The organism is candidate division KSB1 bacterium (genome assembly GCA_024655945.1).
Lineage (GTDB): Bacteria > Zhuqueibacterota > Zhuqueibacteria > JANLFK01 > Oleimicrobiaceae > Oleimicrobium.
Genome location: JANLFK010000001.1, coordinates 467,521 through 494,102 on the forward strand (window position 1 = coordinate 467,521; position 26,582 = coordinate 494,102).

Sequence of the window (26,582 nt, forward strand, 5' to 3'; positions counted from 1 at the left end):
CCTCAAGCCGCACCAACCGCTGCTATGCGACGGCAGCCGGCGCGACGCTTGTACGGCCAAGGGACTCGTCAGCGGAGCTGGTGCCTTGTTCTCTTCCATGTCCGATATCGCCCCAAAGGTCCTGCGCGGCGTGCGCCTGCGCGCTGCTACCCCCGCTCTCATGCCGAACAGCTTGCCCTTGTGCCCCGCCGTTTCCTCGGTCCAGACGCTCGCGCAGTTCTTCGATCTGCCGTGAGACGCCCAGCACGAACTCCTCCTGATTCCAGAACACGTTGCCAAGTTTCAGCCCCTGGTCGGTGATCAGCAGCTCTCGCAGTTCGGAGTCGTGGCGCATGCCACGCGACTTTACCACCAACAACCCGCGGCTCTGCCGTTCCGCGTTGCTCACCTGCCGCAAGCTGATAATCGTGTCGGCCAGGCAGTAAAGACCGGAGACCCAAGAGTTGCCGTTCTCGTGTTCATTCGCTATGCTGGCCGTCGCCAACAGGGTAATGCCACGGTTTTTCGCCTCGCTGAACAGGAAAAGCGGTAGGTCAAACCCAGGCTCCTGGCGATAGATGCGCTGCAGGGCCGAGAACGAATCGCAGGCGACCACCGCAGGGCGAAATCGATCGATCTCGGTGAGGAGCATGGTGAGATGCTCTTCGCTTCCGTGGGCTTCGGGCAAGACCCCCATCAAGCGCAGCAGTCCTTTACCTACCCAGTTTTCCACGTTCATGCCCACGCTGCGGAAGTTGCGGTGCAATTGCGCAGGCGACTCCTCGTAGGAAACGTACAGGGCGCGCTCGCCGCGAGCACATGCGGCGTCCAGACAGGCCATGGCCAAACTGGACTTGCCGGTTCCGCTGCCGCCGACGATGAGCACCGCGCTCTCCCGATAATACCCGCCGTCCAACATGTGATCCAAGGCCAGCACCCCGGTGGAGATCCGCTCTTCGCTGACCGCGCTGCTCAGTGCGAAAGTAGACAGGGGCAGAATGAGTAGGCCATTGGGCGTGATTTGGTATGGGCACTCGTGCGCTCCGTGAGAAGTGCCCCGGTACTTGAGCACCCGCAGCCGGCGACTTGCCACATTGTTGACCATCCGATGCTCAAGGCTGATTACGCAGTCGGCCAGGTACTCCTCCACACCACAACGCTTGCCGTTGCGCGCCTCGCCCGTGGCGGTCATGACCAGCGTGACCCCCTGGGCCTCAATGCCGCGCATAATCGTCTTGAGGTCAGAGGCAGTGTAGTCTTCTTGTCCTGTGCCTGGAAGGGTCAGGTTGGTCTCATCGAGGGCGACGCGCTTGGCGCCGGTGTGTTTCACTGCGTAAGCGACCGCCTCGATGAGCATCTCAGGCTTCAGGAGCGGTTCTTGCCCCCTCTCGGCACGCTTCGCAGGGAGGTCGGCCAGCACCAGGCGATTGTCGCGCAGCAAGGGCTCCAAGTCCCAATTCATAGTCCTTACGTCGGCCAGGATCTTCTCCCTGGGGTCGCCGAAATTCACGTAGATACCCGGCTCCCCGTACTGGGTTGCCCCCCGGTAGAGGAACTCAAGACAGAGAATCGTCTTACCCGCTCCCGGGGAGCCCACAACTACGGTGGTTCGTCCGGAGGGCAGACCGCCATTGGTAAGGTCATCAAGCCCCACGATGCCGGTCAGCGTCTTCGGCAACACCGTTCTTCGACCTATCTCGTTCATCTGCTCTCATCTCCTGGCTTGCATCGCCAAGCATGGTGCCCACGACTGGAGTGCCACGGAACACGGTGCGTCGGTCAACGCATGAGCTTCCGTGCATGCATCTCTATGTCCTCCTGCTGGTGGTCGCGGTGAATCTCCAGCAGAATAGACGGCTCGAAAGTAATGCTTGGCGGCAGCTCGATACCACAAGCCTTCAACTTCTCGGTGCACTTTGGACGGACACCCGTCGCTTTGAAGCTACCCACCACCGTGCCATCAGGAGCAACGCCAGTCTTTTCGTAGACGAAGATATCTTCCATGGTGATCGTGTCGCCTTCCATGCCGGTCACTTCGGAAATGCTGAGCACCTTGCGCGTGCCGTCGCTCAGACGGGAGATTTGCACCACCAGGTCGATCGCCGAGGCCATGTACTCGCGAATGGCTCTTTCCGGGAGGTTGGCGGTGGCCATCAGCACCATCGACTCCAGCCGGCGCATGGCGTCCCTTGGCGAATTGGCGTGCAGGGTGGTCATGGAACCGTCGTGCCCGGTGTTCATGGCCTGGAGCATGTCGAAAGCCTCGGCGCCTCGGCACTCGCCCACGATGATGCGGTCCGGGCGCATACGCAGGGCATTGATCAAGAGCTCGCGCTGCGACACGGCACCCTTGCCCTCCACGTTGGGCGGGCGCGTCTCCAGGCGCACGACGTGCTCCTGATTGAGCTGCAACTCCGCAGCGTCTTCGATGGTCACGATGCGTTCGTGGCCCGGTATGAAGCTGGACAACACGTTCAAGAAGGTGGTCTTTCCTGAACCGGTGCCTCCGGAGATCAAGATGTTCAGCCGGGCACGCACTGCCCCCTGCATGAGGAATGCCATGTCGCGCGTCAAAGAGCCGATTTCGATGAGGTCATCCATGGTGAACTTGCGCACGCCGAACTTGCGGATGGACAGCGCCGGCCCGTCGATGGCCAAGGGTGGGATAACAGCGTTGACGCGCGAGCCGTCCGGCAGACGAGCGTCCACCATGGGACTGGATTCATCGACGCGCCGTCCCACCTGCGACACGATGCGGTCAATGATGTGCAGGAGGTGGTCGTCGTCCTTGAACACCGTGTCGGTACGCTCCAACTTGCCAAATCGCTCCACGTACACCTGCTTGTGGCCGTTGACCAGAATGTCGGAGACGGTGGGATCGGCCAAGAGCGGTTCCAGCGGCCCCAGGCCAAAGGTCTCATGCTGGATCTCCGCCAGCAATCGTTCCCGGTTCACGCCGGCCACCGGCAGTTCATCGGCCTCGGAGTTTAGCAGTTCCTCGACGATCCTCCGGACCTCGGCGCGCAGCTGCTGCTCAGGAACGGCCCCGATCTGCGAGAGGTCCAGCTTGTCGATGAGCTTGCGGTGAATGCGGGTCTTCAGCTCTTGATAGGCCTTTTCGCGCTCGTTGGCACTGGACTTCTTGGGCATGCCAGTTTCCACCGCCGCGTCCGACGCCACCCCGAACTTTGCCAATCGTGCGCTTACTGCCGAATCCATGCTCCGCTCACTCCTGTGGCCTGAGGTTTCTTTCCTGCGCCATCTCGCTCAGCCGCCTGTCCAGAGCCTCTGCCAACTCAACGAGGCTCTTGTTTGCCTTAGACTTTTCGCCGCGCAGCGCAAACGGCTCCCCCTTGTTCACTGCTGCCAAGCACTCCGCATACTTGTGATTGGGAATCTTCCAGTCTATGGAGCGCTTGACCAACTGCGTGAACTCCTCGAGCATATACTCGTTCTGACTGACGTGCCGGTTGGAAACCAACATGGTCTTTCCCAGGTCAAAACCCAGCTTCTGCAGCAGGTCCAGCGTGCGATTGGTGTTGACCAAGGATGGCACATCGAGGTTCACCACCAGTAACAACAGGTCGGTCTCATCGAGGAACAGCGCGGTCGTCTCGTCCACGAAGCGGTCCAGGTCGACAACGATGTAGTCGTATTCCTGCCTGAGCAGGGCAAACAACTTGGTGAGGTCTGCCGGCGAGAGCTTGTAAACGCCGTTGTTCGCCTTTGGCGGCGGCAGGAAATAGATACCCGACGGATGCTTCGGCAAGACCCGCTTCAATGACTGCGGGTCGATCTGATCGATGTCGCGCACAAGGTCGGTCATGGAAATCTTCGGCTGAATGTCCAGGAAGATGGCCACCGACCCCGTCTGGAAGTTGGCATCCATTACCACCACCGCCTTCTCGAGCTTGGTGCCAAGATTGACGGCCAGGTTGGTGGCGATGGTCGTTGCCCCCAATCCGCCCTTGACCGCGTACACGGAGATGACCATGCCCGTCTTCTGCGGCACCAGGCCTTGCGTGACCTTGGTGCTCAGAAACCGCCGCACTGCAGCCGCAAGCTCATGCCGGTCTAAGGGTCTGACCAAAAACTCTCGAGCACCTGCGCGCATCGATTCCAGCAGCAGCTCGGGAGAGCCGCTATGGGCGGTGAAAAACGTCGTCATGGCGGGGAAGGAAAGGGCAGCGCGCATCAGAAAAGAGAGCGCCTCAGACGCGTTGGGCACTCCACTCAAGATCAACAGATGCGGCCGATGCACGCGCACCTGTTGCATCCCCTCCGTCAAGTTGGTGCACTTGATGATCGGCTCGAAGACGCCGGGCTCGTTGAGCACCTCCTCGATGAGCTGGAGGGAGGACTCCTCCGGCTCAATGACAACCGCGACCAGCTTCTGCGCATGTGCCGCCTCTTGCGGCTTTTCCTGTTTCCGTGACTTGCCAAGCATCGCCACACCCACGCATTCTCTTCACGTACGCATCAGGAAGCCGAACAGCAGTCGGCCTCGCTTTCACTCCTGCAACTTGACTTCTTGCACCTCCTCGGGGCGCATCGGCTGTACGATCCGGGGTACGATGAGGATGATCAACTCAGTCTCCTGGCGATTGGCACGCCTGCTCTTGAAGAGATTCCCCAGCACAGGTATATGCCCGAGGATAGGTATGCGGGACATGGTGTCCATGAGCTCTTTGGTCATCAAGCCGCCTATGACCAACCCCTCGCCGTCCTTCAGGTGAACGGTGGTGAGCGCCCGGCGCGTGAGGAGGGCGGGAATGCGAAAACCGCTCAGGACCACGCCGCTTTCAAAGTCCAGGCTGCTCACCTCGGGAGCCACCTTCAGCTCGATGGTCTCGGAATCGAGGATCGTCGGGACAAACTTCAACCGCACACCAAACTCTTTGAACACAATGGTCACGCCCTGGAAGTTGACGATGGGCACAGGGAACTCGCCTCCGGCCAAGAAACTGGCAGTGTCGCCGTTGGCTGCGACCAGATTCGGTTCGGCCAGAGTCGTCAGCACCCTCTTCTCCTCCAGGGCGCGGAGGATGGACGAGAGCTTTTGGCTGGGAATGGAAAAGAAGAAGCTCACATTGTCGTCCAAGCCAGGGGGGATCGCCGGAGTATTTACCCTCCCGGCGAAGCTTCCGACGGTGAGCTCCTCTGAGCCGACCTTGAGTTGCTCGATGATGAAGTGGGCCCCCAGTTCACGCAGGGCGCCGCGGCTCATCTCGGCAAAGCGCACCTGCAACATCACCTGGTCGGCCGACTTTGCCCGGCCCACTTGGACCGTGTACTGCTGGTAGGTCGTCTCGTTCGTCCAGACCACGACATTCGTCACGCCAGCCTTCTTTCCCACCACCAGCAGATGCTTAGGCGTAGTGACGGTGACGTCGGCGATTTCGGGATCTGCGACGAAGACCTTGGTGATAGGGGCCGTAAACTCCAACACTGCACACCGCGACGGCTCCAGCGTCACGGCTCGCTCAGGGCCACCTTGGTCAGGTCCGGCCCATAGCTGCGTGTTTACTGCCCATACGAGCAGAGGCAACCAGGCACAAAAGACCCCCGCTCTTCCTGCATGCTTGAAGTCACACCCTCTGATGCGCATGTTCCTCTTCCCTTCCTCTTCCCATCCTTACGCATAGCGCCAGAGGGGGCACGGCGCGCTCATGGCTTCTCGCGCTCGGCACCCTCCTTGAAACTGACTTCCGACTTCTTTCCCTGGCGGAACACCTCCACGGTGTAGTCCTGTTTCTTCGGCTCCGGAGCTGGGCTCGGCCGCGGCCGGTAGGTTGGCTTGGCCGGCGCTGGCGTGTAGCCCTCGACCAGCTCTGGCAGGGAGGTACCTTTCGTCTCGTGGCGCAGCGAATCGGCGGCGTTGCGCAGAATGAGCTGCAACTTGCCTTCGCTGCTGGCCAGTGCTAACTTCTCAGCCTCCTCGGGCGTCACCAACAATGTGACCGCCTGCACCGACATGGGCGAGTCGCCCCCCCGCTTCGTCTCCTGGTCAACGGCGATTACTTCGACGTTCTGCAGAATAATCTTGGTCTTTGCGGTGTCCTTGGAGTAGCCGGTTGCAGTGGTGACAATCACATCCACGCGGCACCCGGGGAGGATGAAGCCGCTCACGCCGCTGACCACGTTGACGCCCACGGTCATGGCAACTTTGCCTGGCGGAATCACGCTCGACAGCCCTTTCCGCGCCCCCACCGGGGCGAGCTTTCGCTCCGTGAGGGGATCGCCGGCCAGAATGTCGTAGCGCACCACCCTGCCGACTATGTCGTCGATGCTGTGGAACGCGTCCGCGGGCGCCACCTCCGGGGGCCAATCTTTCACCACCAGTACCTCTTTGGTCAGCTCGGTGCCGATTTTGAGATCGGTGCCAGCCAAGACCACGCTGACCGTGGTCGGCTGGGCGACGGGTTCGCTCTCACTGTGGGCGGCCATCTGGGCGATGCGTCCCTTGGCAATGTAGGCCGCCCCTAACGAGCTGACCAGCGCAATTGGGACAATGATCTTAGCCTTTAGCATGGTTCCCTTGCCACCTCGTGTTGAGTCTCCACCATCCCCACGCGAGCCGTCTGCTTCGAGCTTCTCGCGTGTCTACCCCTCCCAACGCATTACTGCAGTGTGGGAGATGTTGAGCTGGCCACCAAGGCCCGGCACCATGTTGCCCGTTAAGAACGTGTGCGGTATCGTCACCGTGCAGCGCATGTTGTTGTTGCCGTCGGGCCCACTAATGGTAACCGAGTAGTTGTTGTAGCCAGCAGCGGTGATGACGTTGATGGCGGCCTGCCTGGCGCTGTTCGAGCCGGCGCCGGTTGCCGCCACGCGCACCCCCTCGCGCGCTGCGCCGCTGGCCACATTCAGGGTCATCATCGCCCGACCGAACTCGATAATGGCTGCCAGGATCACCAGCATCAAGGGCAGCACCAATGCAAACTCGGCCAGGGATTGACCGCGCTCGCCCAACAGCCGTTTTTTTCGGTGGATTCGTAGCACTGCCCCTCGTTGCCTCCTTGTTCTACAGCACCAACGCCAGCACAGCTCCTCCGGCAATCGCCACCCCGTAGGGGACAGTCATTCCTTTCTGCTGAACCTTCGGCATCTCTTCCTCACTGCAGGCGTTCCTCATCGCCCTGGCCCTGCGCCAGGCGACGGCCATGACCAGTGACAACCCGGCGCCCAAGAGCGCCATGTAGAAGAGCGCCCGCGGGACTGCCTCCCATCCGATCCATCCCCCCAGCGCCGCTGCTAACTTGACATCTCCTCCGCCCATCATGCCGCCGGCAAACAAGGCTGCCATGATGAGGAAGGCGATAGCCAATCCAACGGCTCCTTGGGCCGCCACCCCCGGTCCCCCTAGCACCAGCCGGACGGCAATCGCCACGGCTGCTGCGGGATATGTCAACCAGTTTGGTATGCGGCGCCATCGCCAATCGTAGTAGGCGGCCACCAGAGCCACCGCCATGACTGCGCCGCATACGGCTCCTTGGAGAACTGTTTCGTCAGGCATGCTTGCTCACCAACTACACCGGCAAGAGGAGGGAGGGTAAACGCCCTTGAGAAGGGGCTGCCGCCGGACACGGGAAGGGAGCGGGTGGGCAAGTACTGCCCCCCGCAGGGCCCGGGGCAACCTGGCTGCTTTCAAGTGGGTCTGCGGTGTGCCGGAACCCTCCCTCCTCCACGCTCAGTGCGTGCTGCTACGCGTCACAACGCATTGGAGATCTGGTTCAGCAGGTTGTTGATGTTGCCGCCTAGCAGCGTCAGGGCCGCGATGCACACGATCGCCACCAGGAAGATGATCAGCCCATATTCCGGAAGGGTTTGACCTTCTTCCCGCCTGACCAGTGACCAAATCTGCTTAAGAGCCATCACGCACCTCACCTCCCTTCGTCCACAGGTTTAGGGTTCACGGTTTATCGGAATTGACACTCTTTCTCTTCATTTCAGTGAAGACCTTCGTGCGACAAGGTAGTTCGCGCCTACAGCGCATTACTCGCGTTATTGAAAAGTCCACTCACGTTCACCCCCAGAGCCGAGAGCAAGGCAATGCAGGCGATGACAACGAAGAAGACGGTGATGGCGTATTCGAAAAGGGTCTGACCTTCCTGTCGGTCGACCAGCAGTCGCACCCAATGACGCGCCTTGTCCACCACACCTCCTCCCTCCGCACCGACCACGCTTGACCTCACTTCTTGCGCCTCTGCAGCGCACCACCACCCGACCTCCAGCGGCACGACGGCCAGTCACGAACGGCCGGGACAACTCACAAATGCGGGATTGTTGACGGGGTATCGCAGGTTCCCTCGTGCCTGGGACTTTCCTCAAGACACACGGGAATGGTCCACATTCTGTGACAATGCTCGGGTCCTACCTCCTGCTCAGATTACCGACCGCATTCACCCCTGTTTCGCCTCAGTAGTAACCGCATTCCGGCCTCTCCTCATACAACATGCATGCCATTCTTTGGAAGGAAGGTGTTCAGCCTTTCAAGTGCCAAAATATTAGACAGTTATTCGGCACCTTCAGACCTATTTGGGCATGGATTTTCCGCCGTTTGGATCGGAAAAATGAGGCGCAAAGGAAACAACGGCTAAAGGAGGCCGCCTAACATGTTGAAACTACAGGCAATGGTCGTGTGGCATGCGGTCTACAGTGCCGGTGCCGGCTGTCCCAACCGGGCCACAAACCGACGCCGAGACGTGCGAGAATCAGCGAGGACCACGAGGGGAGAACGAGAAAGAGTTTCGCGCTGCAGGTGGAGAAAGTAAGAGAGCGAGGTCCGGAAAGGGGGTGGGACGTGTCCTCAGCCGGTGTGACCAGAAAGGAGCGCACTCACCCGTGCCATGACATCTGCAAATGTCCTGAATGGTGCATGGGCCAGCCCCTCAAGCTGACAATAGCGGAGCAGATCCCCCTTGGCGAACACCACGTCGGCCTCGGCTGCCCCGCAGCGGTCGGAGAACCCGTCGCCCACGTAGACCACCACCTCTCCGTCCTGGCGGTGCGTGCGCACGTGATAGCCCTTGCAATTGCCGCAGACCCGGCAACCGAGCTCGAAGTACGGGAATTCCGGGCGGATGGTGCCATTGGGGCCGAACACGAGATGGTTGCTGCGAAACGGGATGTGCGCCAGCCCATGCCGTGCCAAGATACGCTCGATGTAGTAGTCGAGGCCATCGCTCAGCACCATCAGGGGCATGTGGTGTTGGGCGCAAAAGTCCGCAAACGCGCGAAAGTGGGGGTCAAGCTCCCGTTCGTCTGCATAGGCGGCAAGAGAGGCGGGCGTGACACGGGCCAGGCGACACTCCCGCTCCAAGCATTCCCGGGAGCTTATGAGCCCCTCCTTCCACGCCTGAACCGCTTTGCGCCAGTCGGGGTGGGCGAAGCGGGCGAAGAGCCCATCGCCGACGTCCTGAGCTGCCACGGTGCCGTCAAAGTCGCAGAAGATGCGCAGTCTCATCGTTACAAAAAGAGGCGCCCGCCTTGGCAGGCGCCTCTCTCCTCTTGTTCAGTCAAAGCCTACTTGGCACGCCGTGCAGGGCCAAAGCGGACTGCAGCCCTTGCTGCGGCAAGGCGCGCAATCGGCACCCGGAACGGTGAGCACGACACATAGTCGAGTCCGACGCGGTGACAGAATTCGATGGATGCGGGATCGCCGCCATGTTCCCCACAGATGCCCACTTTGAGGTTGGGACGCACTGCGCGCCCCTTTTGCACGCCCATCTCCACCAGTTGACCGACGCCCGTCTGGTCGAGGGTCTGGAACGGATCATCAGGCAGGATGCCTTCCTCAAGATAGCTCGGCAGAAAGCCCCCCACGTCGTCCCGCGAAAAGCCGAACGTCGTCTGCGTCAGGTCGTTGGTGCCGAACGAGAAGAACTCCGCACTGCGTGCGATCTCATCTGCGGTCAAGCACGCGCGCGGGATTTCGATCATCGTCCCCACCAGGTAATGGAACTTGACCTGGTACTTGTTCATGACCTCTTCGGCGACTTTGCGGACAATCTTCTCCTGGTGCTGAAACTCCTTAACCGTGCCCACCAGCGGTACCATGACCTCCGGATAGACGGTCACACCTTCTTTGGTAAGCTCAGCCGCCGCCTCGAAAATGGCGCGCGCCTGCATCTCGGTGATCTCCGGGTAGGCGATGCCCAGCCGGCAGCCCCGATGACCGAGCATGGGGTTCATCTCATGCAAGGAAGCGATGCGCGCTTCGATCTTCTTGGCAGGCATTTGCAGCTGGTCCGCCAGTTCCTTGATCTGCTTCTTGGTCAAGTTGATGAACTCGTGCAGCGGTGGATCCAGCAGGCGGATAGTCACCGGCAATCCTTGCATGGCCCTCAGGATCCCCACAAAGTCCTTCCTTTGGTAGGGCAGCAGCTTTGCCAGGGCCTTGCGGCGCTCCTTCTCGGTCTCGGCAAGAATCATCTGCCGCATGGCTAAGATGCGCTTGGGGTCAAAGAACATGTGCTCGGTGCGGCAGAGGCCAATCCCTTCTGCCCCGAATGCGCGGGCCTGGGCAGCGTCAGTCGGCCGATCGGCGTTCGTGCGCACGCCGAGGCTGCGGATCTCATCAGCCCACTTCATGAGCTGCAGATAGGCCTGATTGTGTTCCAGGTCCGGCTTGACCAGGGGCAGCTGCCCTGCGTACACCCGCCCGGCAGTGCCGTTAAGGGTCAACCAGTCGCCTTGTTTGAACACCTTGCCGTTGACGGACAGCTTCTTGCCGACAGGATCGATTTCCAGCGCCCCGCAGCCGACGATACAGCACTTGCCCCAACCCCGGGCGACCAAGGCGGCGTGGCTGGTCATGCCGCCCTTTGCGGTCAAAATGCCCGCCGCCCCGTGCATGCCGTGTACATCCTCAGGGGTGGTCTCTTGTCGGACAAGGATGACTTTCTGCTTGTCCTTGGCGAGCCGTTCGGCATCGTCGGCAGTGAAGACGATCTGACCGGTGGCGCCACCCGGGCCTGCAGGCAGACCCGTGGCCAACACCTGCGCATGCCGCTCCTTGATGGGGTCCACCATCGGGTGCAAGAGCTCATCGAGCTGCAAGGGCTTGACACGCATGATGGCCTCCTTCTTGTCGATGAGGCCCTCGTTGCACATGTCCACCGCCATGCGCACCGCCGCCTGGCCGTTTCTCTTGCCCACGCGCGTCTGCAGCATCCACAGCCGCCCTTCCTGGATGGTGAACTCAATGTCCTGCATGTCGCGGTAGTGCTTCTCGAGGGTGTTGCGGATACCCACCAACTGCTCATAGAGCTCCGGCATCATCTCCTCGAGGCTGGGGAGGTGTTTGTTCTCCTGGGTCTTGTTCGCCTTGTTGAGCGGGTAGGGGGTGCGGATGCCGGCCACCACGTCTTCGCCCTGGGCATTGACCAACCACTCGCCGTAGAACTCATTTTCGCCCGTGGCCGGGTTCCTGGTGAAGGCCACGCCGGTTGCCGAGCGCTCGCCCATGTTGCCAAAGACCATGCTCTGCACATTCACCGCCGTGCCCCAATCGTCCGGAATGCCCTCGATGCGGCGGTAGGAGACTGCCCGCTTGCCAGTCCAGGACTGGAACACCGCGCCAATTCCTCCCCAGAGCTGCTCCATGGGGTCATCCGGGAAGGGACGGCCCAGCACCTGCTGGACTTTCTTCTTGAAAATCTCCACCAGCTGCTTGAGGTCCTTCGCAGTCAGTTCGGTGTCCAGCTTCACGCCGCGCTTGTTCTTGAGCTTGCGCATCTCATCCTCAAGCCGCTGGCGCACCGCCTTGCCTTCCTTTCGCTCGATGCCCGCTGCCTTTTCCATCACTACGTCGGCATACATCATGATCAGCCGCCGGTACGCATCGTAGGCAAAGCGCTCGTTCTGCGTCTTGGCGATCAGCCCCCTAATGGTGGTGGAGGTCAAGCCGATGTTGAGCACAGTTTCCATCATGCCCGGCATCGAGCTCCTTGCACCTGAACGGACGGAGACGAGCAGTGGGTTTTCCGGGTCGCCAAAACGGCTGCCCATGAGCTGCTCCATTCGGCGCAACGCCGTCTCCACCTGCTCTTTGAGGCCGGCGGGATACTTCTTGCCGTTAGCATAGTAGTAGGTACAAACCTCGGTGGTGATGGTGAACCCTGGAGGGACAGGGAGGTTCAAGCGGCACATTTCCGCCAAATTCGCCCCCTTGCCGCCAAGGAGCTCCTTCCTGTTCGCATCGCCTTCTGCCTGGCCTTGTGCGAAGAAATAGACGTACTTCTTCTGTGCCATCGAAACAGTCCTCCTCGAATGATGCTCCTGCGTTATCTGGCACACGGTGCCGGTACTCACCCAGAGGGCTTAGACACCGTGCCTGTGGACACAACCAACTTCTTCCCTTGCTTCTCCAGCGCGCAAATCAACTGCTCGCTCACCCCCCAACCGTCGTCTTCTTGCCGAGAATGGAGCCATACTGGAGCGGATTGCTGAGCACTTCTACTGCCTTCTGTACGACCTCATCGTCGTCTAGGACCGCGCTAATGCCTGCGGCAGTACCCCACAGCTTGGTGATAATCTCCCTCTCCAGCGACTGTCTGATGTAGCTGAGGCTCTCCTCGAACTCACGCTTCTTTTGCTGCGCCAGAGCGGCTTTGATCTGCTCCAGCGCTGGCGTCACATCGGACAGGTAGCCACGCTTCCTGGCCGCGCGCTCGAAGGCCTCCAGCTCGGTTTCGCCGTCGGTCTTGTACTCGAACTTCTTCTCGGCCAGAAACTTGCGGAATTCGTCGACCACCTTGTCGTCGGCCACAAAGTCGCGGGGCAAGTCCGGGTGCCGCTGCACATAGCCCACGGCAAAGTTGAAGAACATCGACTGGCTGAGCAGGGCGAACTCCAGTCGGCTCAAAGTGTCGGGGCTGACCTGGATGTCGGGGACGATGCCCCCTCCGCCACGGACTAGGCGCCCGGAGGTGGTGCGATACTCCTTTTTCGGGTCGGCCGCCTCTTCCAGCCGTTTGATTCCTTCAGCGTAGAGCACGCTGGTGCGCCCCTTGTCGAAGACGGCCGGATTCTGGATCAGTCGTCCGCTGGGCACAAAGTACTCGGAGGTGGTGATGCGCAACGTGGAGCGGGGGCCCACGCCTACCACGCGCTGTACCAGCCCCTTGCCGAAGGTGGTGCTTCCGATGACTACCCCGCGATCCAAGTCCTGAATAGCGCCGGCCACAATTTCGGAGGCGGAGGCGCTGTAGGAGTCCACCAACACGGCCAGCGGCAGATCGCCCCACACCGGGTCTTTGCTGGCACGGTACTCGCGGTCATCGCTCTTGTTCCGCCCTTTGGTGGAAACAATCAGCTCGCCTTTGGGAACGAACACGTTGGCGACCTCGACGGCGGCCTCCAATAGCCCACCAGGGTTGGAGCGAAGGTCAAGGATGAGCTTCTTGGCTCCTTGCTGTTTCAATTTGCTGACGGCGCGCTCCACCTCCGTGCCGGCGTTGCGCCCAAAGCGGGTCAGGCGCACAAATCCCACGTCGCCATTGATGATGGTGGCGCAGTTGATGTCTTCCACGGTGATGACGTCACGGATGAGGCGGAAAGTCAGCACCTCTGACACCCCTTCGCGACGGATCTTCACCACCACCTCCGTGTCGGGCTCGCCCCGCAACAGAGAAGCAGTTTCCGAAATGGTGAGGTCCTTGGTGCTCTTGCCGTCAACCTCAATGATCTGGTCGCCCTCGCGGATGCCGGCACGGAAGGCCGGCTTGCCGTCAAATGGCTGCTCCACCACGGTGGCCCAACCGTTGCGCATGCCGATGCGCATCCCGACGCCGCCGTACTTGCCCGAGGTGAGGATCTCGATTTCGTCGTCCTCCTCAGCCTTCCGGTACACGGTGTACGGGTCCAGGCGCTCCAGCATCCCGTCGATGGCGGCCTGCACGCACTTTTCCGGGTCGACTTCCTCGATGTAACGCTGCACCACGGACTCGTAGACATTGCTGAACAGGAGGATGCTCCTGCGCAGTCCTTCATTGTAGTCCGGTCCGCGGTTGCCCACCACCGTCGAGAGCCAGCCGCTGACTCCCACCGTGACCAAGATGAGCGCCACGATGAGGAGAATTTGCTTCTTGGTGCTCATTGTGCACCTCCACACAAGAGAACTTCTCGCAACTACCCCCCGAGCACTGCCGTCACCAATTGCCGAATCTCCGCGGCGATGGTGCCGACAGCCCTATCGCCTTGAACAACTTTCACCCGATCTGGTTCCGCCCGCGCCAGGGCCAAGTAACCCTGCCGCACACGCTCGTGGAACGCGCGCTCCTCCTGCTCCAGGCGGTCCAGGGCGAGGCGTCCCTTTCTCTGCAGCGCCACCTCGACGTCCAGATCTAAGAGGATGGTCAGATCAGGCACCAGCCCGCAGGCGCCGATGCGATTGGCCTGCATCACAGCCGCCAAGTCCAGCTGGCGCCCGTAGCCCTGGTAGGCAGTGGCGGAGTCGTAGAAACGGTCGCAAATGACCACCTTGCCCAGGGCCAAAGCCGGCTTGATGCACTCCTCCACCAGTTGCGCCCGCGCCGCCTCGTAGAGCAACAGCTCCGTCCATGGGGACATTGCCCCGTTGGTTCGATCCAGCAGAATCCGTCGGATCTGTTCGGCAATGGGGCTCGTTCCCGGGTCGCGCAGCAGGAGCACCGCGCGCTGCTTTGCCGCCTCGAGCCATTGGCGCAATGCCTCTGCCTGCACGCTCTTGCCCGCCCCGTCGATCCCTTCAAAGGTGATGAGCAGCCCGCTCACGTCACACCCTGTGCGCGACTTGGCCACGGTTGCCATGCAGGCGATGGTAGGTCACCGTCAGCCTGGTCACTTCGCCGGTGCCGTGGACCGCCCAGAGCCCGACCAGCCCCCACCCCAGCACGAAAGCCGCAGCGTAGTTCAGTCCGATCTCGAAGATCAGCACCGACACGATGGTCAGCCACATCAGAAAACGAAGGTCGCCGGCGCCGCGCAGGCTACCGGCCACCGAGCCCAAGAGCGCCTTGGGAATTTGCGCTAAGGCGAACACATAGACGGCGGCGGCTCCTTTGGCCAGCACCGCGGTCTCGCGCCCGGTCAGGAAGAGCGCCATGATCTGGTTGCTGAATAGCACGAGCAAGACGGCAACCGCGATGACAAAGGCGAAAGTCACCCTCATGGACAGCCGCGCCGTGCGCAGTGCCCGCGCTTGGTCGCCTGCTCCCAAGTCCATGCCCACTAAGGTCATGGCGCCTAAGCCAAATCCCATGTAGGCCATGGACAGGACCGCCTGCACTCTTACAAAGACCGCATGCGCCGACAGCGTGGCCAGCCCGAGGCGGGCAGCGTAGCTCATCATGAACAGTACGCCTACCGAGGTAGCAAGCTGTTCCACCGTGGTCGGCACGCCCGTGCGGAGCAGGCGACGGAAGGTTTCCTCATTGGGCCGCAGCAGCTCCCGCAAGGGGAGGCGGAGCCGCCCGTGGGGGCTCAGCAATAGCCCGAAGGTCAGAAAGAAGCCCACCGAATGAGCCACGCCTACGGCCAGGGCAGCACCGCGCACCTCCAGGCGCGGCAGCCCGAACCAACCAAAAATCAGTGACGGCGCCAGCACCAGATTCAAACCGTTGACCACCATGTTGATGACCATGGAATGGCGCGTGTCGCCGCTGCCACGGATGATCCCCACCCCGATGAAATTGGTGACAATCAACGGCGCGAAGAACGAAACCGTACGCAAGTAGGTGACGCCGGCCCGCTCCGCGGCAAGGCCTGCCTCCTCCGCCCCTGCCTTGCCAATGAGCTTGAACAGGTGAATCGCCCCAGAGTACCAGATCACGGCAAAGGCAAAGGCCATGACCACCCCGAGCAGCACGGTCTGGCCAAGGATATGGTTGGCCTCCCACTGGTCGTTTCTCCCCAGAGCGCGGGCGATGATGACCGAGCTGCCCACCACGAAGGTGAGGAGCACGGCGAAGAACACTACCACGATCTGGATGGCCATGGCCACCCCGGCAAACGCCGCCGCCGATAACCTGCCCACCAGAATCGCCTCGATCGTCCACATGATGGTCTGCGAGGACAGATCCACCACGGCGGGCATGGCGGTCTTGAGAATACTTTTCAGGTGCGCGGAGCGATGCAAGCAGCGTCAGCCTTCAGTCGTAGTACTCAAGACCCAGGTGGGTGATGAGCTCCTCGCCGCGTAGGTAACGCAAGGTATTCTTCAACTTCATCAGCTGAATGAACAGGTCATGCTCCGGATAGAGCTCCCGGGCACACATCGGGCTCTTGAAGTAGAATGAGAGCCACTCCTGAATGCCGTGCATGCCCGCCCGCTGCGCGAGGTCCATGAAAAGCACCAAGTCGAGCACAATGGGCGCCGCCAGAATGCTGTCGCGGCAGAGAAAGTCCACCTTGATCTGCATGCGGTAGCCAAGCCAGCCAAAGATGTCCAAGTTGTCCCACCCCTCTTTGTTGTCTCGCCGCGGCGGGTAGTAGTTGATGCGCACCTTATGGTAAAAGTTGCCGTACAGTTCCGGATAGAGCTCCGGCTGGAGGATGTACTCCAGCACCGAGAGCTTGCTTTCCTCCTTCGTTTTGAAGGAATCCGGATCATCCAGCACCTCGCCATCGCGGTTGCCGAGGATGTTGGTGGAAAACCATCCATCCAAGCCCAGCAGACGAGCCTTCAGCCCTGGTGCGATGATGGTCTTCATCAGGGTCTGGCCGGTCTTGAAGTCCTTGCCGGCGATAGGCACCCGCTTCTCGCGCGCCAGCTGCACCAGGGCCGGAATGTCCACCGTCAGGTTCGGGGCACCATTGGCAAAGGGCACGCCGCTCATGAGGGAGGCGTAGGCATAAATCATACTGGGCGCAATGGCCGGGTCATTCTCCTTCAGCCCCTTCTCGAAGCTGGCGATGTCCTGATGGACAGCCGAGGGGCGGATGAAGACTTCCGTGCTGGCGCACCAGACCATGACCATGCGATCGAGGGCGTGCTCGCTCCGGAAACGCTCGATGTCCTCCATGAGCATCTTGGCCAGATCGTACTTCGTCTTGGCCTTCTTGACGTTGGGGCCATCGAGTCGCCGCACATAGTCCCTGCTAAAGACGGCAGGCCACGGCCGGATGGCAGCCAGTTCGTCTTTGACCTTTTCCAGATCGCTGACCTCCAAAACCCCCGCTTTGAGCGCCGACTCGTAGCAGTTGTCCGGGAAGATATCCCACCCCCCAAAGACCAGATCCCCGAGTTCGGCAAGAGGCACAAAGTCCTTGATCTTCGGGATGCGCTTCTCGGTGCGCTTGCCCAGGCGGATAGTGCCCATCTGCGTCAGGGAACCGAACGGCTTGCTGTGGCCGTTGCGCACCAGTTGCACACCGGCAATGAAAGTGGTACCCACGGCGCCCAGCCCTGGCAAGAGCACCCCCAACTTCCTCTGTGGCTGCTTGATCTCTACTGGTTGCTTGCTCAAGAGTCTCCCTCCTCAGCTAACACAAGCGGTCCTATTTTCTCGAAGCCTTTGCTGGCTCCACAACACGGTTGCGCTCGTCGACGTGCACAATCTTCGTCCTAAAGGTGCCTACCTCCTCCTCCGGGACCCAGGCAAAAGACAACAGGATCACCAGGTCGCCAGGATGGGTGTTTCTGGCAAGTGCACCGTTGGCGCACACGACGCCGGAGCCAGGTTCGCCCTCGATTACGTATGTCTCGGCTCGGGTACCGTTGTTGAGGTTGAGCACGTGGACCTTCTCGTTGGGGAGCAGGTCGGCTGCCTCCATCAGCAGGCGGTCGATGGTCAAGCTCCCCTCGTAGTTCAGGTTGGCGTCCGTAATGCGGGCGCGGTGAACCTTTGATTTACACATCTCGCGAAACATCTGCGGTCGTTCTCCCTCCTCTGTTCTTTCCCATACGCAGGAGCGCTGGCCAGCCACTTGCCTTGGCCTCTATTCGCTTCCTGCGTTTTGCCTTAGGTGGCGTCCTGCGACCTCGCCCTCTTCTCGCTGGCCCACACATGATAAAGCCTCTGCCCGGCAGTAAAATTCGACAGAAGGGCGATCACAAAAATTGCCGCGATGAGGGCATACTCATGCGCAAGGCTGCCTGCGCCCACCAACACCAGGCGCTCAGGTCGTTGCATGAGCCCCACTTTGCACTCAAAGCCCAGGCCCTCGGCGCGCGCGCGCACATAGCTGACCATGAGCGAGCCGGCGAGGGCCACGCAGATAGCCACCGAGACCAGCAGCTGCTGGTGAGCCACGAAGTAGAAGGCCATTCCGAAGAAGGCGATTACCTCTGCGTAGCGGTCCAGGGTCGAATCGTACAGAGCGCCAAACCTCGTCACCCGGTTGGTGGCCCTTGCAACTTTGCCGTCCAGAGTGTCCAGCAAGCCGCAGATCAGCACCAGCGCTCCGCCCCATCGGAGGTAGCCTTTCGCGTAGCACACGCCCGAGGCCCCGCCCACCAGCAGGCTGAACGTCGTCAACCAGTTCGGATTCAACTTGAGCTTCACCAACCACCCTACCAAGGGGTTCAGCCCGTTGAGGAACCCCTCTTTCAGCCTGGGCGGCAAGATAGAGAACTTCATACGCGGAATAGTCATTTCACCTCTTCACCGGGTGCTGTCTGCCTGTCGCTTGGACCGGCCTTTGCCGTCGACAACCAGCACCACCTCGCCTTTCACCGTCTGCGTTTCGAATCTGCTCACCAGCTCACTGAGCCGCGCCCGGATGATTTCCTCAAACTTCTTCGTCAGCTCTCGTGCCACCACCGCTTGCCGGTCTCCGAGCACGGCCAAGAGGTCGCGCAAGGTTCGCTGCAAGCGCCGCGGCGACTCGTACAAGACGAGCGTGCGCTCCTCATCCCGCAGGCTCTCCAGGCGTGTCTTGCGCCCCTTTTTTGTCGGCAGAAAGCCCTCGTATGCGAAGCGCTCCGTGGCCAACCCGGAAGCGGCTAAGGCCGTCATCAAAGCCGTGGGGCCGGGGACTGCTTGCACAGGGATGCCGCTGCTGATGGCAGCCCGCACCAAGTAGGAGCCAGGGTCAGAGATGCCGGGGGTGCCGGCATCCGAGACCAAGGCCACGGCTTGCCCTTGTTTGAGACGCTCAATCAGCTGGGGTGTCCTCTGCACCCTATTGTACTGGTGATAGCTTATCAGGGGCTTGCGGACCCCATAGTGCCGCAACAGGATGCCGGTGTGGCGCGTATCCTCAGCAGCGATAAGGTCCACCTGCGCCAGCACATCCAGCGCCCGCAGGGTGATATCCCGCAGGTTGCCAATCGGCGTGCTCACTAAGTAGAGGACGCCAGGAGTCACCGCCGTCTCGCGCTGCGGAGCACCTCCGTCATCCTCCTCCGGCACCTGGCCACCGTACATCGGCCGACCCGCCCAGGAGTCGGAGCCACGTCTTGCGTCACGGCTGGGCCTTGCCATACGTGGCCCTGGCTTCCCTCACGAAAAGGCTCAACTGCTCTGCCTTCCTCGCGCAGGCTCTCGGCAGCGCTGTCTCCTGAACGGCGTTCCGCACCACGTGCATCGCCGAGTCCTTCATTTCCCCGAGGGCCTCTGCCAACGTGAACGGTTCATTACGATGCCTCACATTGGGATAGGCCTTGGCGTAGTAGTCCACGGTTTTCGCCATGATAGTTGCGAATATGTCTGCGTCACTCATGCTCATTCTGGAGCCCACCGTAGCCTTCACGCACTGAATGGCGTCGCCGAGGATATGCTCCCTAATGTTCGACCAAGCAGACTCTTGCCAGTTGCTCGGTCGCTTTCGGCACACCAGGACACAGTCATATCGAATGTTGCCTTTGCTTGAATGGAAACCGCTCTTTCCCTCAGATCGCACCATGGGGCTGGCTACCACGTAGAAACCCGTATCCAGGAGGATCCTGCCGAGGCTCTCCCACGCCCACACCTTATTGTGGTGAAAGGTAAAAACCAAGAGGCCCTCGGCCTTGAGTACCCTGTGGCATTCGGAAAAAACCCTGGTCAAGCCTGCGCAGAACGCTTCGATCGACATTCCCTTCTTGTCGTTCTGCACAATCTCCTCGCCTCTACTGGACAACTCCGGCTCGAACCAGGGATAGTCCTTCCTCAGACCGAGTCTTAGCCACACGTAGAAGAAATCTGCAAGCTCGGAGTACTGAATGTTGTCAAAATAGGGCGGATCAGTTATCACCGCGTCAACGGACTGGTCCGGGAGGAATGACCGGTCCTCCGAGGAGGCGCAACGCAGCAGCGCAGCGCGCTCGGTCTCGCGCAGCTGGGTATAACAACTATCAACCAGCCTGCCCTCGATCCTCTCGCCAGCAGAAGTCTGGCGCTGTTCAGTGGCCCTCACGCGACCGACTGGCAAGGGGCTTGCGCAGAACTGCTTTGCTCGCCGGACCTTGTGAAAACACCGAACAAAGGTGCCGCGCCCAAACTGAGTACCCCAAACGTTGTTCTCTGTGAGTCTCTCGATGCGATGATAGGCGTGCAATCCAAAGAAGAGGGAGATCTTGTGCCACTGCACCTCGTACGTGCAGAACATGTTGTTGGCATCCAGACAGTCAGAGAAGGCGAGAAGCATCGCCTCGCGTACGTTCGCATCGGGGATCTGTAATATTGCCTCGAGCAGACGTGACAAACACAGAAGCTGCCGTTCGTTAAACATGTCGCGGAAACGCATATAGCCGTGATTGACAGGGCGTGGGTCACTTCTGCCTTCTGCTGGGATCACTTGGTCAGGGAGAAGAAGTTCTTCGCGCACTCTCTCGTATTCGGCTTGAGCCCGCCTCCACAAAGCCAAGTCTTCGTCGTCTACTTTCTTGAAGAACCTACCGCAACTCGGACAATACCCCTCAAGCGCGTGAAGCTGACTTGGAATGGCACTGCCCCGGTGAGCGACAATCTCGAGCAAAGAATCCTCGGCGTGGCACCTCGGACAACGTACATTGCCTCTGCTGGCTCCTCCTGCGTGCGGGTCGAATACTCTGCCACAGTCACTGCAAGTTACGGTGCCACTCGTCGCCTCCGTTTCCAGCACCTGCAGGCAACTCGGACACACCACTACCATTGAATGGTTTCTTCTGGATAGCTGGTAGTCCGGGAAGAGGTGCACCACCTCTCCACAGGTGCGACACTGGATGACTTTCACCCAGAAGAAGTACATCACCTCGGCCTCATGTCCGCGAGGGCACGTCGTTCGGTAGTACTGCTTGATCCAGCTCCCGACGGTGCTTTCCAACTGCTTGAAGGCGCGGTCCAGTTCGCCGATGTCGACTGGTTCAATCTCTTTCTTGGTGACAAACCACGCCACAGGGTTGATATCCATCCCGATCACTTTGCAACTCAAGCGAAGAGCTTCCACCACCGTGGTACCTCCGCCCATGAATGGGTCAAGAACCACAGGCCCATGCAGGTCGGCCCCAGTGATGAACTTCTGGCATGGGTGCTGTTCGGTCTCTGCTTCCTCGCCGAAGGTGGCCAGAATGATCATGCGAAATACACTTCCCAACCGTCGAGCCCACCACTTGTGCATCTTGTACACCGGCTGCTTGGCGCTGCCTTCGGCCAAAGCCATGGGGTTGAGGAACCTCGACGGGAATGTGCGCTCTAGGGCTCGCATTACCTCGCGTAAGAATTGCGTCTCAGGAGCTCATTCCACATTCCGGCGCCGCCTTTCCCGTATGTCCGCTCAGATTCTTCAGTCAACTCGTCAATCTCGTTCCGTAGGACCTCTGCAAGAGATTGCCCAGACGTATCCCGGAACGACTCCGCCACGGAACGTGCGATTTCATAGACCGTGTCGATGCAATCTGGTTCACCAGAGATGAACTCCCAGAACTCGCGCCCAGAGAGATACTCGACACCGCCTTCCTGTTCGACGTATTTCCTCACAATGCTGGACACTCGGGCGCGGTTGCCATGGCACATCCCGTACAAAGCCACCGAGCCTCGATTGCGACGCTCCGCCGAGCGGAGGAGTTGAGCGATACGGACACTAAGGTCCTTGGGAATGGTATTGGGCCCGCTCTTCACTTGGATGTAGTAATGCCTCCCCTGCTTGGTCTTGAGAATGTCAGCCCCTTCCACTCCAGTCCCTTCTGAGAACACCTTGGCTGCATCTTGCAGAGCAATGCCAAAACCCGTGACGGTGCCACGCTCCAACCGTTGATTCACCAGCCACTCTACGATAGCCCGGGGCCGATGCAACCCCAATTTAGCTGAGAGCATGCGGACAAGAAACGGGTTTATGTCCAAGTCGTCGAGTTTCAAACGACGAATTCGGTCCGCCCGTTTCTCCAAGAAAGAGCGAAATATGCCCTCGATCTCGGCTCTCTCTTTTTCGCCGATCACAGGCCGAACCCCGACCAGGTGCGCATCGCGCTAATTCGCCCTCAACTGCTCCACCTTCTCCTTGCACCTAATCCCCAGTCCCTCTAACTCCTTGAGGATCGGCACATAGATCTCCGGCGTGACGGGGGTGATGACACCCTTCCTGGTAATCTTCCCCTCCAGGATGTAGCGGGCACCAATAGCCGCAGGCAAGCCCACGGTGCGCGACATGGAAGAATCGCCGCCTGGGATGCCAAAATCTATCAGGCTGGAGGTGATTTTCTCACGACGCCCCTCTGCCGGAAAATCAGCGAGGAATTCGTGCACCAGCACAATCATGTCGCGCTCGTTGGGCTTGTACGCCATCTTTTGCAGCATGCGCGCAGCCAGGATGTCCAAATTGGAGCCCTGCTCCACGGGCAAAGGCTCTTCGCTGAACAGGCCCAGCCACTCCAGACGGTCCAGAATGTCTGAGTCCACGGGAAGTTTGAGGAAGGCCGCCACCTTTGCCCGCAAGTCTTGGCCTGGAGCCGCTCCCACCAGCTGTCTGATCAGCTCGGCGAAGGTCATCCCTTTCACCGAGCGCACCTTGTCATCCAGCATGCCCAGCTCGACGATCTTCTTCATCGTCTTGCACCATCCCAAGTTCCGGAAGGTGCCGCGGAACATGGTCTTCGTCTCCTGGATGCCGTAGGTGTCGATGTACGGCAGCGAGTTGCGATTGGGGTACACCTCCATCTCGCCGAGCGTATCGACCTTCTTAGTCCAGTAGTGGTCAAAAAGGTCCTCGCCTGGAATTTCCACAATGTTGCCGTCCTTGAGGTATTTGGCGGCATTACGCCCCGCCATGACCACGCCGCGGGGACTCCAGGAGAACTTGTAGCCAAATGGGTTGTCGTTCGCCTCTGGCGCCGGCAGCCCACCACAGCACGATTCAAAGCTGACGATTTGCCCGCCCCGTTTGTGCACATCGTCGATGATGCGCATCGCCGACATGTGGTCGATGCCCGGATCAAGCCCCAGCTCGTTGAGGATGGTGATGCCCGCCGCCTTCGCCTCGCCGTCGAGTGCCGCCATGGCGTCGCTCACGTACGAGGTGGTCACCATGTGCTTCTTGTGCTTGATGCAGTGCTTCGCCACCACCACGTGATAGGTGTAGGGGACCATGCTGATAGCCAAGTCACAACCGGCAATCAGCGAATCCAGCTGGGCCTCGTCGTCCACGAGCAACGCCTTGGCCACGCCGCGCGGATGCCCTTCGATGAGCGCTTCCGCCTTGGCCACCGTTCGGCTGGCAACGATAACCTTCAGGTTCGGTTGCTCCAGAAGGTAGCGCACCAGTGGACGAGCAACCAAACCGGCGCCGAGAATCAAGACGTTTTGCATAGCCAGTTCCTCCTGTTGTCCCTCTCTGCGTTGGCCACGTACTGCTGCAAATACCGATAGTCCGGGGTCAGCTCGCCACGGTGCACGATCACCGCGCGCTTGATCTCCGGCGGCAATTCGAGCGCCTGGAAATCGCCACCATAGTCGGCGGTGACGATGGCCGGCACATAGTCCTTGAGCACGCTGCTGAAATAGACCGATGAGGCGCGCGGCAGCTCGCAGGGGAGATTGTCCACCGCCAATACCACAACCCCTCGCCCTTCATGCCCAGGCGTGGCAGTAGCCGTCAGCGGGTCATAGACAAAGATCGGCTCATCCGGACTCGTAGCGCGCACGGTACATTCAATCGAGCCTTCGACGTCGCAGGAGATGTCGCCGATCACCCGCAAGCGCGGCTTCGATCCTTGTGCAAAGAGAAGGCGCAGGTGCTCTTTGGTCACGAGTCGTGGACAGCGCGCGTCCCAGTAGATGCCGTTGACCAGCACCGAGAGGTGGGGCACATAGTCGGCGAAACGCCCCTCGTACCGCTGCGGATGCTGGTAGTAGTCTTGCAGGTCGAAGCGACCGTTGGGCTCCACCGGTCTGACCATCTCCTCCTCATGGAAGACGACCTTGTAGAGGATGTTGCGCGCGCAATCTCCACCAGCACTCAACTCCGATAGCTGGGCAGGCGCAACCTTGCGGTGGGGGAGCAAGTCGAAAATTTCCTGCGCCCCCTGAGAGACATGCCCATATCCCGCAAACCCGCAGACAAAGGGCACCAAGCCCTCGGGGAGGCCATCGCTGGCAATCCGCTGGCCCACGCGCTCCACCGCCTCTTTTGCCTCCTGCAGCGTCGCATAGCGGTGTGCAGGCTGAAGCGCGGCGAACGGCGTCTCCAGCCCCTCGTTGCGCAGGCGCAGCCCCAGCGCCCACAACGTGTCCAGCATCCCCGCCAGACCGGCATGCCTGCCGAAAAAGATCAGCCGCCTGCCGCGCTCGTCGACAATCCTCTCATAGTCTATCAGAGTGCAACCCAGTTCCAAGAGCCTCTTTAGCATGGGCATATTGTGCTTCTGGCCCTTGATGACGTGAGCAAAAAAAACGTACGTACCGCCCGGCCGGAAGAAATGCAGCGGAATTTCCTTCACGGCAAAGACCACGGGGCAGTCGCTCACATCATCCTTGACGGGAATGCCCAGCTCGCGGTACTGCTCGTCGGTGAACACACGGATGGGCGAGCTTTCGACGACGCACTGCAGCCCGTGCTCCGCACACAGCGCCTGCACGTGGTGCGGCGTGAGCGGCGCGCGCCGTTCCCAGCGATTCTTGTCTTCACGCCTTATGGCAAATAGCTTGTTCACAGGCTCTCCGGTGCTCAGTCACCAAACTTGATGCCCTGGGCCAAGGGCAGCTCGGTGGACCAGTTGATGGTGTTGGTCTGGCGCCGCATGTAGGCCTTCCAGGCATCGGAGCCTGCCTCGCGACCGCCGCCTGTGGACTTTTCGCCGCCAAAGGCGCCACCGATCTCTGCGCCGCTGGTGCCGATGTTAATGTTGGCGATGCCACAGTCGCTGCCCCGCGCAGAAAGGAAGGTCTCTGCCGACAGCAAGTTGGTGGTGAACATCGCCGAGCTCAACCCTTGCTCCACGCTGTTGTGGATTTCGATGGCCTCATCCAGAGTGGCGAAAGGCATCACGTAGAGAATTGGGGCAAAAGTCTCTTCGCCGACAATGGGCATGTCCGGGCGTGCTTTCACGATGGTCGGTTCCACATAGCATCCTGACTTGAACTGCGGGCCGGTCAGCTCCCGCCCGCCATAGACAATCTCCCCGCCCTGCTGCTTGATAATCTCAATCGCACGCAGGAAGACCTCCACCTCAGAACGAGCAACCATCGGTCCCATGAGAACGCCCTTCTCCAAGGGGTTGCCGATGCGCACCTGTTTGTAGGCATTGACGAGCCTTTCAAGAAGAGTATCAAAAATGGTCTCTTGGACAATAAGCCGCCTGGTGGTCGTGCAGCGCTGTCCTGCGGTGCCCACGGCCCCAAACAGCACTGCGCGCACGACGAGGTCCATGTTGGCATCCTCCATGACGATGATGCCGTTGTTGCCGCCCAATTCCAGGATGGTGCGCCCCAAGCGCTGGCCCACCACCGCGCCAATGCGTCGGCCCATCTCGCAGCTCCCGGTGGCGCTGATGAGCGGGAGGCGCGGGTCGTTGATCATCTTCTCCCCTACCACTCGCCCGCTGCCCACGGCCAAGTTGAGGATCCCCTCGGGCAGGCCGTTGGCCTTCGGCACATCGGCCAGGATTTTGTGCACGGCGATGGCGCACAGGGGCGTCAGGGACGACGGCTTCCAAATCATCGTGTCGCCACAGACCAAGGCGATCATAGCGTTCCAGGACCAGACGGCCACCGGAAAGTTGAACGCGGTGATGATCCCCACAATGCCAAGGGGGTGCCACTGCTCGTACATGCGGTGCATCGGGCGTTCGGACTGCATGGTCAGCCCGTAGAGCTGCCGCGAGAGACCCACGGCAAAGTCGGCCATGTCGATCATCTCCTGCACCTCGCCCTCGCCCTCGGGCAGGATCTTGCCCATTTCCAGCGTGACCAGCTTGCCCAGCGGTTCCTTGTATTCGCGCAGCTTCAGGCCCATCTGGCGCACGATCTCGCCCCGCTTGGGGGCAGGCACCATCCGCCACCACTTGAAAGCTTCTTGGGCTTTGGCCACGATGGCCTCGTACTCCTGTTCGTCCACCTGGCGCACGGTGGCAATCACCTCGCCATCGATGGGGGAGATGGACTGCAGCACACCACCTTTGCCTTCCAACCACTGGGTGCCGGTACACCCACCAGAGTTTTCCTTCTCAATGCCAAGGGTCTTTAGGAAGTCGTACATGGGCAAGTCCTCCGTCACGCATGTGCCAC

The 26,582-nt window shown here is 60.5% G+C and carries 23 protein-coding genes; all 23 read right to left on the reverse strand.

From position 1 onward, the window contains the following. Positions 1-22 precede the first annotated feature (22 nt). Positions 23-1,684 (reverse strand): circadian clock protein KaiC, encoded by a 1,662-nt coding sequence (kaiC, locus tag NUW13_01960; protein MCR4437793.1) that lies wholly within the window; start codon positions 1,682-1,684, stop codon positions 23-25. Between the two features lie 74 nt (positions 1,685-1,758). Then, positions 1,759-3,129: a CpaF family protein gene (locus NUW13_01965; GenBank protein MCR4437794.1), complete on the reverse strand. Its 1,371-nt coding sequence runs from the start codon at positions 3,127-3,129 to the stop codon at positions 1,759-1,761. A gap of 76 nt (positions 3,130-3,205) precedes the next feature. Continuing rightward, positions 3,206-4,438 (reverse strand): AAA family ATPase, encoded by a 1,233-nt coding sequence (locus NUW13_01970; protein ID MCR4437795.1) that lies wholly within the window; start codon positions 4,436-4,438, stop codon positions 3,206-3,208. 51 nt (positions 4,439-4,489) lie between these two features. After that, on the reverse strand, positions 4,490-5,455 hold the full coding sequence (locus tag NUW13_01975) for a pilus assembly protein N-terminal domain-containing protein (GenBank protein ID MCR4437796.1): 966 nt from the start codon (positions 5,453-5,455) through the stop codon (positions 4,490-4,492). Positions 5,456-5,646: 191 nt separating this feature from the next. Further along, on the reverse strand, positions 5,647-6,510 hold the full coding sequence (gene cpaB, locus NUW13_01980; GenBank protein ID MCR4437797.1) for a Flp pilus assembly protein CpaB: 864 nt from the start codon (positions 6,508-6,510) through the stop codon (positions 5,647-5,649). A 72-nt stretch (positions 6,511-6,582) separates the two neighbouring features. Beyond that, the gene (locus tag NUW13_01985) at positions 6,583-6,981 is read right to left on the reverse strand and encodes a pilus assembly protein (GenBank protein ID MCR4437798.1); all 399 of its coding nucleotides are present in this window, start codon (positions 6,979-6,981) and stop codon (positions 6,583-6,585) included. A gap of 22 nt (positions 6,982-7,003) precedes the next feature. Continuing rightward, the gene (locus NUW13_01990) at positions 7,004-7,495 is read right to left on the reverse strand and encodes an A24 family peptidase (protein MCR4437799.1); all 492 of its coding nucleotides are present in this window, start codon (positions 7,493-7,495) and stop codon (positions 7,004-7,006) included. 194 nt (positions 7,496-7,689) lie between these two features. After that, a complete protein-coding gene (locus tag NUW13_01995; GenBank protein ID MCR4437800.1) occupies positions 7,690-7,854 on the reverse strand; it encodes a Flp family type IVb pilin in 165 nt (54 codons plus the stop codon). A 110-nt stretch (positions 7,855-7,964) separates the two neighbouring features. Beyond that, positions 7,965-8,162 carry a hypothetical protein gene (locus NUW13_02000; protein MCR4437801.1) on the reverse strand — a complete coding sequence of 66 codons (198 nt, stop codon included), beginning with the start codon at positions 8,160-8,162 and terminating at the stop codon, positions 7,965-7,967. Positions 8,163-8,788: 626 nt separating this feature from the next. Continuing rightward, positions 8,789-9,445 carry an MtnX-like HAD-IB family phosphatase gene (locus tag NUW13_02005; GenBank protein ID MCR4437802.1) on the reverse strand — a complete coding sequence of 219 codons (657 nt, stop codon included), beginning with the start codon at positions 9,443-9,445 and terminating at the stop codon, positions 8,789-8,791. Between the two features lie 59 nt (positions 9,446-9,504). Further along, the gene (gene ppdK / locus NUW13_02010) at positions 9,505-12,234 is read right to left on the reverse strand and encodes a pyruvate, phosphate dikinase (protein MCR4437803.1); all 2,730 of its coding nucleotides are present in this window, start codon (positions 12,232-12,234) and stop codon (positions 9,505-9,507) included. Positions 12,235-12,373: 139 nt separating this feature from the next. Beyond that, positions 12,374-14,080 carry a S41 family peptidase gene (locus tag NUW13_02015; protein ID MCR4437804.1) on the reverse strand — a complete coding sequence of 569 codons (1,707 nt, stop codon included), beginning with the start codon at positions 14,078-14,080 and terminating at the stop codon, positions 12,374-12,376. 32 nt (positions 14,081-14,112) lie between these two features. Next, positions 14,113-14,763, reverse strand: coding sequence for a dTMP kinase (tmk, locus tag NUW13_02020; protein MCR4437805.1), 651 nt, complete (start codon positions 14,761-14,763; stop codon positions 14,113-14,115). Next, complete coding sequence (locus tag NUW13_02025) at positions 14,738-16,057, reverse strand: MATE family efflux transporter (protein MCR4437806.1); 1,320 nt, start codon at positions 16,055-16,057, stop codon at positions 14,738-14,740. Before NUW13_02025 ends, tmk begins: the two co-directional genes overlap by 26 nt. A gap of 55 nt (positions 16,058-16,112) precedes the next feature. Then, positions 16,113-17,429, reverse strand: coding sequence for an inositol-3-phosphate synthase (locus NUW13_02030; protein MCR4437807.1), 1,317 nt, complete (start codon positions 17,427-17,429; stop codon positions 16,113-16,115). A 31-nt stretch (positions 17,430-17,460) separates the two neighbouring features. Then, positions 17,461-17,832 carry an aspartate 1-decarboxylase gene (locus tag NUW13_02035; protein ID MCR4437808.1) on the reverse strand — a complete coding sequence of 124 codons (372 nt, stop codon included), beginning with the start codon at positions 17,830-17,832 and terminating at the stop codon, positions 17,461-17,463. Positions 17,833-17,924: 92 nt separating this feature from the next. Beyond that, a complete protein-coding gene (locus NUW13_02040) occupies positions 17,925-18,557 on the reverse strand; it encodes a CDP-alcohol phosphatidyltransferase family protein (protein ID MCR4437809.1) in 633 nt (210 codons plus the stop codon). Between the two features lie 9 nt (positions 18,558-18,566). After that, entirely contained in the window at positions 18,567-19,388 is an 822-nt protein-coding gene (gene rsmI, locus NUW13_02045; GenBank protein ID MCR4437810.1) for a 16S rRNA (cytidine(1402)-2'-O)-methyltransferase, read from the reverse strand. Further along, positions 19,369-21,525 (reverse strand): DNA methyltransferase, encoded by a 2,157-nt coding sequence (locus NUW13_02050; GenBank protein MCR4437811.1) that lies wholly within the window; start codon positions 21,523-21,525, stop codon positions 19,369-19,371. The genes rsmI and NUW13_02050 overlap by 20 nt, the downstream gene beginning before the upstream one ends. A 44-nt stretch (positions 21,526-21,569) precedes the next feature. Next, complete coding sequence (locus NUW13_02055; GenBank protein MCR4437812.1) at positions 21,570-22,301, reverse strand: PmeII family type II restriction endonuclease; 732 nt, start codon at positions 22,299-22,301, stop codon at positions 21,570-21,572. 30 nt (positions 22,302-22,331) lie between these two features. Next, positions 22,332-23,666 carry a saccharopine dehydrogenase NADP-binding domain-containing protein gene (locus NUW13_02060; protein MCR4437813.1) on the reverse strand — a complete coding sequence of 445 codons (1,335 nt, stop codon included), beginning with the start codon at positions 23,664-23,666 and terminating at the stop codon, positions 22,332-22,334. After that, positions 23,651-25,009 (reverse strand): bifunctional lysine ketoglutarate reductase /saccharopine dehydrogenase family protein, encoded by a 1,359-nt coding sequence (locus tag NUW13_02065; GenBank protein MCR4437814.1) that lies wholly within the window; start codon positions 25,007-25,009, stop codon positions 23,651-23,653. The genes NUW13_02060 and NUW13_02065 overlap by 16 nt, the downstream gene beginning before the upstream one ends. 14 nt (positions 25,010-25,023) lie before the next feature. After that, on the reverse strand, positions 25,024-26,553 hold the full coding sequence (locus NUW13_02070; protein ID MCR4437815.1) for an aldehyde dehydrogenase family protein: 1,530 nt from the start codon (positions 26,551-26,553) through the stop codon (positions 25,024-25,026). Positions 26,554-26,582: the final 29 nt, after the last annotated feature.